Consider the following 7,220-nt stretch of genomic DNA (forward strand, 5'->3'; position numbering starts at 1 on the left):
GGATAGGCAAAAACCTGAATCGAACTTAGTTGACAGCTTCTTTCAGTGCTTTACCGGCTTTGAAACCTGGTTTTTTAGCAGCTGCGATTTCCAGCGTCTTACCGGTCTGTGGGTTACGACCAATGCGAGCTGGACGATCAGTTACGGAGAAAGTACCGAAACCAACCAGAACAACAGAGTCGCCAGCCTTGAGAGCGCCAGTGACGGATTCGATTACAGCGTCCAGCGCACGGCCAGCAGCAGCTTTCGGGATATCAGCGGATGCAGCGATAGCATCAATCAGTTCCGACTTGTTCACTCTAAGTCCCCTTATATCTATTTGAGTATGATTCTAAGTTTTTTGGTGAAAGCAAAAACGAGTGCTGAATGGCCTACAGACACTTAAGAGCCGCTTTATAACAAGGGCTCTAAAAAGCTGTCAACAAGCCACCCAGGCAAATGCGTACTAATGCGTGCTAATTCTTTCCTTAGAGTCAGACTCGCGTTTTTCATCCTTTGCAACTATCTCTGGAGCTACATCTGGCAAGGGCTCCGGCGCGTATTGCAGCGCAATTTGCAGGACCTCGTCAATCCATTTAACCGGTTTAATCTGCAGATCTTGCTTGATATTGTCAGGAATTTCCTTCAGATCGCGTACGTTCTCTTCAGGAATGATAACGGTCTTGATTCCGCCACGGTGAGCAGCGAGCAGTTTTTCTTTCAAACCGCCAATCGCCAGCACCTGACCACGCAGCGTAATTTCGCCAGTCATGGCGACGTCCGCGCGCACAGGGATCCCGGTCAATGCCGACACCAGAGCCGTGCACATGCCCACACCGGCGCTAGGGCCGTCCTTCGGGGTCGCCCCTTCCGGCATATGGATATGCGTGTCGCGCTTCTCGTGGAAGTCCAGGGGAATCCCCAGGCTCTTCGCGCGACTGCGAACAACGGTCAGGGCCGCGGTGATCGATTCGACCATCACATCCCCCAGGGAACCGGTCTTGATCAATTGGCCTTTACCCGGCACGACGGCGGCTTCGATGGTTAGCAATTCGCCACCCACCTGAGTCCACGCCAGCCCGGTGACCTGACCGATCTGATCCTGCGATTCGGCCAGACCGTAGCGGAATTTGCGCACGCCCAGGAAGTGTTCCAGCATCTCGGCAGTGACCTTCACCGAGAAGCGTTTTTCCATTGCATGCTCTTTGACCGCCTTGCGGCAAACCTTGGCAATCTGGCGCTCCAGCCCACGTACACCGGCTTCGCGGGTGTAGTAGCGGATAATGTCGCGGATCGCTTCGGCGTCGAATTCCAGCTCACCTTTTTTCAAACCGTTGGCAGTAATCTGCTTTGGCGAAAGGTATTTGACGGCGATGTTGATCTTCTCGTCTTCGGTGTAACCCGGCAGACGAATCACTTCCATCCGGTCCAGCAAGGCTGGTGGAATGTTCATGGAGTTCGAGGTGCAAAGGAACATCACATCGGACAGGTCGTAGTCGACTTCCAGATAGTGATCGTTGAAGTTATGGTTCTGCTCAGGGTCGAGCACTTCCAGCAACGCCGACGCCGGATCGCCACGCATGTCGCTGCCCATTTTGTCGATTTCATCGAGCAGGAACAGCGGGTTGCGGACGCCCACCTTTGTCATCTTTTGAATCAATCTTCCTGGCATCGAACCGATATAAGTACGGCGATGACCACGAATTTCCGCTTCATCACGCACACCGCCGAGGGCCATGCGCACGAATTTGCGGTTGGTAGCGTGAGCAATCGACTCCGCCAGAGAGGTTTTACCCACCCCTGGAGGACCGACCAGGCACAACACCGGACCACGAATTTTCTTCACGCGCTTTTGCACGGCGAGGTATTCGAGGATCCGCTCTTTGACTTCTTCCAGACCATAGTGGTCTGCATCGAGAATGTCTTCAGCGCGCGCCAGATCCAGTCGCACTTTGCTCTGCGCCTTCCACGGCACCTGAACCAGCCAGTCAATATACGAGCGCACCACGGTCGCTTCCGCAGACATTGGCGACATTTGTTTTAACTTGTTCAGTTCGCCCTGGGCTTTGGCCAAGGCATCTTTCGGCAGACCGGCGGCATCGATGCGCTTTTTCAGCTCTTCGATTTCGTTGTGGCCTTCGTCGCTGTCGCCGAGCTCTTTCTGAATGGCCTTCATCTGCTCATTCAGGTAGTACTCGCGCTGGCTGCGCTCCATTTGTTTTTTGACGCGACCACGAATGCGTTTTTCGACTTGCAGCAGGTCGATCTCGGCATCCAGCAACGCCAGAACGTGCTCGACCCGGGCCGACAAATCAATGATTTCGAGGATTTCCTGCTTCTGCTCGATCTTCAGGGCCATGTGTGCGGCCATGGTGTCGACCAGGCGGCCTGGTTCGTCGATGCTGTTGAGCGACGACAGGACTTCAGCCGGGACTTTCTTGCCCAGCTGCACATATTGTTCGAACTGAGCCAGCAGGCTGCGTACGAACACTTCCGACTCGCGCTCTGGCGCGTCGACTTCGTCGATCAATGAGACTTCGGCACGGCAGTGGCCGTCCACTTCGCTGAAACGCTCAACAGCGCCCCGCTGCTCACCTTCGACCAAAACCTTGACCGTGCCGTCAGGCAGCTTGAGCAGCTGTAGAACGGTAGCAATGGTACCTACGCGATAAAGTGCATCTTCACCGGGATCGTCGTCAGCAGGGTTTCTCTGAGCCAGCAGAAGGATCTGCTTGTCGCCCGTCATCGCTGCCTCGAGGGCTTCGATGGATTTCTCGCGCCCCACGAACAGCGGGATAACCATGTGCGGATAAACCACAACATCACGCAATGGCAGGAGAGGCAATTCGATGGTTGTCTTCATGATTTCGCCTCTACGGCGGCCATAAGGCCGTAAACAGATGGAAGTGAGCTTGAAACCAAGATGGGGGCTACCTTCAAAAAAAACAAGCTTAAAGAAGGTGTTAAAACGCGCAAAAAGCAAAGGGGCCCGAAGGCCCCTTCTTTATTCCAGCAGCGTGACGCTTAGGCGTCTGGCGCTGCCTTGGCAGCCGGCTCACTGTTTTCGTAGATATACAGTGGCTTGGACTTGCCTTCTATAACGCTTTCGTCGATCACTACTTTACTCACCTCGGACTGCGAGGGAATTTCATACATAGTGTCGAGCAATACACCTTCGAGAATCGAACGCAGTCCACGGGCACCTGTCTTGCGTTCCAGGGCACGTTTGGCGACCGATTTCAGTGCGTCGGCCCGGAATTCCAGGTCCACGCCTTCCATCTCGAACAGCTTGGCATACTGTTTGGTCAGAGCATTTTTCGGCTCGGTGAGAATCTGCATCAGCGCAGCCTCATCAAGCTCGTCCAGCGTGGCAAGTACCGGCAGACGACCGACGAATTCCGGGATCAGACCGAACTTGACCAAATCGTCAGGCTCGACTTCACGCAGGGACTCACCGACTTTCTTGCCTTCTTCCTTGCTGCGCACTTCCGCGTTGAAACCGATGCCGCCCTTGGTGGAACGGTTTTGAATAACCTTTTCCAGACCGGAGAACGCACCACCGCAGATGAACAGGATGTTACGGGTGTCGACCTGAAGGAATTCCTGCTGCGGATGCTTGCGACCACCTTGAGGCGGAACGGAAGCGACCGTGCCTTCGATCAACTTGAGCAGGGCCTGCTGCACGCCTTCACCGGAAACGTCCCGGGTGATCGACGGGTTGTCAGACTTGCGCGAGATCTTGTCGATCTCATCGATGTAGACAATGCCCATTTGGGCCTTTTCTACGTCGTAATCGCACTTCTGCAGCAGCTTCTGAATGATGTTTTCGACATCTTCACCTACGTAACCTGCCTCGGTGAGGGTGGTTGCGTCGGCGATGGTGAACGGAACGTTCAGTAAGCGGGCCAGTGTTTCGGCAAGCAGGGTTTTACCCGAGCCTGTCGGGCCGATCAGCAAGATGTTGCTCTTGCCGAGTTCGACATCGTCATTCTTTTTGTCACGCTGGTTCAGGCGCTTGTAGTGGTTGTACACCGCTACGGCCAGAACCTTTTTCGCACGCTCCTGACCAATCACGTACTGATCAAGGATGCCGCTGATTTCTTTAGGCGAAGGCAATTTATGCGCGCTGCTTTCGGCCTGGGCTTCCTGCACCTCCTCACGGATGATGTCATTGCACAGGTCGACGCACTCGTCGCAGATAAAGACCGAGGGGCCGGCAATCAATTTGCGCACTTCATGCTGGCTTTTGCCACAGAAGGAGCAATAGAGCAGCTTGCCGTTGTCCTCGCCGTTGCGGGTGTCAGTCATTCGTTCGATCCAAATCCGATAGGCTTGCAACACAAGATGAAGGCTATTGCGGGCTTTTTCAAGCCCGCTGGTGATCGGACGCGCCGACCAACCCTATTTTGAGCTGCTTAATTTAAGCGGGGCGCTGGCTGATCACTTCATCGATCAACCCGTATTCACGTGCTGCTTCTGCACTCATGAAATTATCGCGGTTGGTATCGCGCTCGATTTCTTCAAGAGTGTGCCCGCTATGCTTGGCCATCAGCGTGTTGAGACGCTCACGAATGAAGAGGATTTCCTTGGCATGGATTTCGATGTCCGAAGCCTGGCCCTGGAAACCGCCCAGTGGCTGGTGAATCATCACACGCGAGTTCGGCAGGCAGTAACGCTTGCCGGGGGCACCGGCCGTCAGTAGAAACGCACCCATGCTGCACGCTTGGCCGATACAGGTGGTCGACACGTTTGGCTTGATGAACTGCATGGTGTCATAGATCGACATGCCCGCCGTCACCGAACCGCCCGGGGAGTTGATATAGAGATGGATGTCCTTGTCCGGGTTTTCCGCTTCAAGGAACAGCAGTTGCGCACAGATCAGGTTGGCCATGTAGTCCTCTACCGGACCAACCAGAAAGATCACTCGCTCCTTGAGAAGGCGCGAATAGATGTCGTAGGCGCGCTCGCCACGAGCGGACTGCTCGACAACCATCGGGACCAGGCCGCCTGCGGCCTGGATATCAGAGTTCTGCTGAATATACGAATTACGGAACATGCTCTGCAGTCACTCCCAAATAGTTATGTCTTGAATACGCATAAGCCAGCGCGAAGGCTGGCTTATGGTGATTACTTCTTACCGCAAAAAGCTATCAGTCGGCTTGTGGAGCTTCTACCGGCTTGACTGCTTCTTCGTAAGAGACCGATTTGTCGGTCACGTTAGCCTTCTGCAGAACAGTATCCACAACTTGTTCTTCCAGCACAACCGAACGGACTTCGTTCAGTTGCTGGTCGTTCTTGTAGTACCAGGACACAACCTGCTCAGGCTCTTGGTAAGCCGAAGCCATTTCCTGAATCATTTCACGAACGCGAGCTTCGTCAGGCTTGAGGTCGAATTGCTTGACCACTTCAGCCACGATCAGACCCAGTACAACGCGACGCTTGGCTTGCTCTTCGAACAGCTCGGCCGGCAGTTGCTCAGGCTTGATGTTGCCACCGAATTGCTGAACAGCCTGCACGCGCAGACGGTCAACTTCGTTGGACAGCAGAGCCTTAGGCACTTCGATCGGGTTGGTGGCCAGCAGACCGTCCATTACCTGATTCTTGACCTTGGATTTGATCGCCTGACGCAGTTCACGCTCCATGTTCTTGCGAACTTCGGTGCGGAAGCCTTCCAGACCGGTTTCCTTGATGCCGAATTGAGCGAAGAATTCTTCGGTCAGTTCTGGCAGTTTTGGCTCGGAAACAGTGTTCACGGTCACGGTGAACTCAGCGGTTTTGCCTGCCAGGTCGAGGTTCTGATAGTCCTCTGGGAAGGTCAGGTTCAGAACGCGCTCTTCGCCGGCTTTAGCGCCAACCAGACCGTCTTCAAAACCAGGAATCATGCGGCCGGAACCCAGCACCAGCTGAGTACCTTTGGCGGAACCGCCAGCGAACACTTCACCGTCGACCTTGCCAACGAAATCGATGTTCAGTTGGTCTTCGTTTTGAGCAGCGCGATCGGCCACTTCGAAACGGGTGTTCTGCTTGCGCAGCACTTCCAGCATTTTGTCCAGATCGGCATCAGCCACGTCAGCGCTCAGGCGCTCTACCGCGATACCTTCGAAACCGGCAACGGTGAACTCAGGGAACACTTCGAAAATCGCGACGTATTCCAGGTCTTTGCCAGCTTCCAGCGATTTCGGCTCGATCGAAGGAGCGCCAGCCGGGTTCAGCTTTTGTTCAACAACAGCTTCGTAGAAAGAAGACTGGATCACGTCGCCAACCGCTTCCTGACGTGCATCAGCACCAAAACGGCGCTTGATTTCACTCATTGGCACTTTGCCTGGACGGAAGCCAGCAATCTTGGCCTTTTGGGCAGTCTGCTGCAGACGCTTGTTGACCTGAGTCTCGATGCGCTCAGCCGGCACGGTGATGCTCATGCGGCGCTCAAGAGCAGAAGTATTTTCAACAGAAACTTGCATGGATATTCCTCGTTGCACAGACGTTAGCCGGCCGTTTCCGACCCCAGAATGTCGGGTAGAGATGGGCCATTACTGACCCACCTCCCCCTAAGAACCGTACGTGCGAGTTTCCTCGCATACGGCTCGGGCCTAATCAAAACCCCCGGTAAGGGGAGCCGGTTTGTTCACTGTCAATCCGCGAGCGTGTAGCCGCTGGTGACAAAGGGGGTGCAATAGTACCCGGTTATTTAGGGAGTCTCCACCGCCTTTTGTGCGGTACAGAATGTGGTGATCATGCCACCCCGTCTCCTTCGTAATCGGCAACTTACACATTGGACACAATCCTTTCTGACTCTGGAAAAGGCTCAAGATTTGCTTACGGTACGCCAGCCTTTTGAGCATCTGTTCCATACGCCTTTTCTCGCCCATTTCCTCCATAGAAGGGTCGAAGGGGTTGTACTCCCCAGTCACCTTCTTGTGTCGCTCGATCGGAGTGCTCGCTAGCGAATACAGCTCGATCGTTCGCATCTCTCCCTTGTCATTCATCGTCGCGGTGGCAAACACCCCTTTGCGCCCCTTCATGGGTCTAAAGTATTTCGCTCCGATCCACTGGAGCGTTTTCTCAGGGTGTCGCCGTTTCGCCCAACGCCATAAAGCCAGAAAGCCAGAAAGATCATGTGATCCATGCGGCTATACGCCTGCTTGGCGACTACTGGCTGGTGATAAAACGCCCAACCACGCAGTATCGGATTCAGCTGTCGGATCAGATCCTCCTGCCTTACCGTCTTGCTGGTACTGATA

General features: G+C 54.5%; 7 protein-coding genes. All 7 read right to left on the reverse strand.

What is annotated here, in order from left to right; all coding sequences use genetic code 11:
* Positions 1 to 25: 25 nt before the first annotated feature.
* Positions 26 to 298 carry an HU family DNA-binding protein gene (locus E3W21_RS19140; protein WP_002552737.1) on the reverse strand — a complete coding sequence of 91 codons (273 nt, stop codon included), beginning with the start codon at positions 296 to 298 and terminating at the stop codon, positions 26 to 28.
* Positions 299 to 445: 147 nt separating this feature from the next.
* Positions 446 to 2,842, reverse strand: a complete 2,397-nt coding sequence (gene lon, locus E3W21_RS19145) for an endopeptidase La (protein WP_027926069.1) — start codon at positions 2,840 to 2,842, stop codon at positions 446 to 448.
* Between the two features lie 161 nt (positions 2,843 to 3,003).
* A complete protein-coding gene (gene clpX / locus E3W21_RS19150) occupies positions 3,004 to 4,287 on the reverse strand; it encodes an ATP-dependent Clp protease ATP-binding subunit ClpX (protein WP_007946893.1) in 1,284 nt (427 codons plus the stop codon).
* Between the two features lie 112 nt (positions 4,288 to 4,399).
* Entirely contained in the window at positions 4,400 to 5,035 is a 636-nt protein-coding gene (clpP, locus tag E3W21_RS19155; RefSeq protein WP_046047575.1) for an ATP-dependent Clp endopeptidase proteolytic subunit ClpP, read from the reverse strand.
* A 94-nt stretch (positions 5,036 to 5,129) separates the two neighbouring features.
* On the reverse strand, positions 5,130 to 6,440 hold the full coding sequence (gene tig, locus E3W21_RS19160) for a trigger factor (protein ID WP_129437029.1): 1,311 nt from the start codon (positions 6,438 to 6,440) through the stop codon (positions 5,130 to 5,132).
* A gap of 129 nt (positions 6,441 to 6,569) precedes the next feature.
* The gene (locus tag E3W21_RS32150; protein WP_305955696.1) at positions 6,570 to 7,001 is read right to left on the reverse strand and encodes an HNH endonuclease signature motif containing protein; all 432 of its coding nucleotides are present in this window, start codon (positions 6,999 to 7,001) and stop codon (positions 6,570 to 6,572) included.
* Positions 6,998 to 7,220 (reverse strand): group II intron maturase-specific domain-containing protein (locus E3W21_RS31850; RefSeq protein ID WP_305955697.1); only part of this gene is annotated, 223 nt, incomplete at its 5' end. The genes E3W21_RS31850 and E3W21_RS32150, both read right to left, overlap by 4 nt.

The sequence above is a fragment of the Pseudomonas sp. F01002 genome (genome assembly GCF_004402115.1).
Lineage (GTDB): Bacteria > Pseudomonadota > Gammaproteobacteria > Pseudomonadales > Pseudomonadaceae > Aquipseudomonas > Aquipseudomonas frigoris.

Excerpts from the sequence above, each read along its gene's own strand:
- lon (WP_027926069.1), bottom strand. The coding sequence starts at position 2,842 with ATGAAGACAACCATCGAATTGCCTCTCCTGCCATTGCGTGATGTTGTG.
- clpX (WP_007946893.1), bottom strand. The coding sequence starts at position 4,287 with ATGACTGACACCCGCAACGGCGAGGACAACGGCAAGCTGCTCTATTGC.
- clpP (WP_046047575.1), bottom strand. The coding sequence starts at position 5,035 with ATGTTCCGTAATTCGTATATTCAGCAGAACTCTGATATCCAGGCCGCA.
- tig (WP_129437029.1), bottom strand. The coding sequence starts at position 6,440 with ATGCAAGTTTCTGTTGAAAATACTTCTGCTCTTGAGCGCCGCATGAGC.
- E3W21_RS32150 (WP_305955696.1), bottom strand. The coding sequence starts at position 7,001 with ATGAAGGGGCGCAAAGGGGTGTTTGCCACCGCGACGATGAATGACAAG.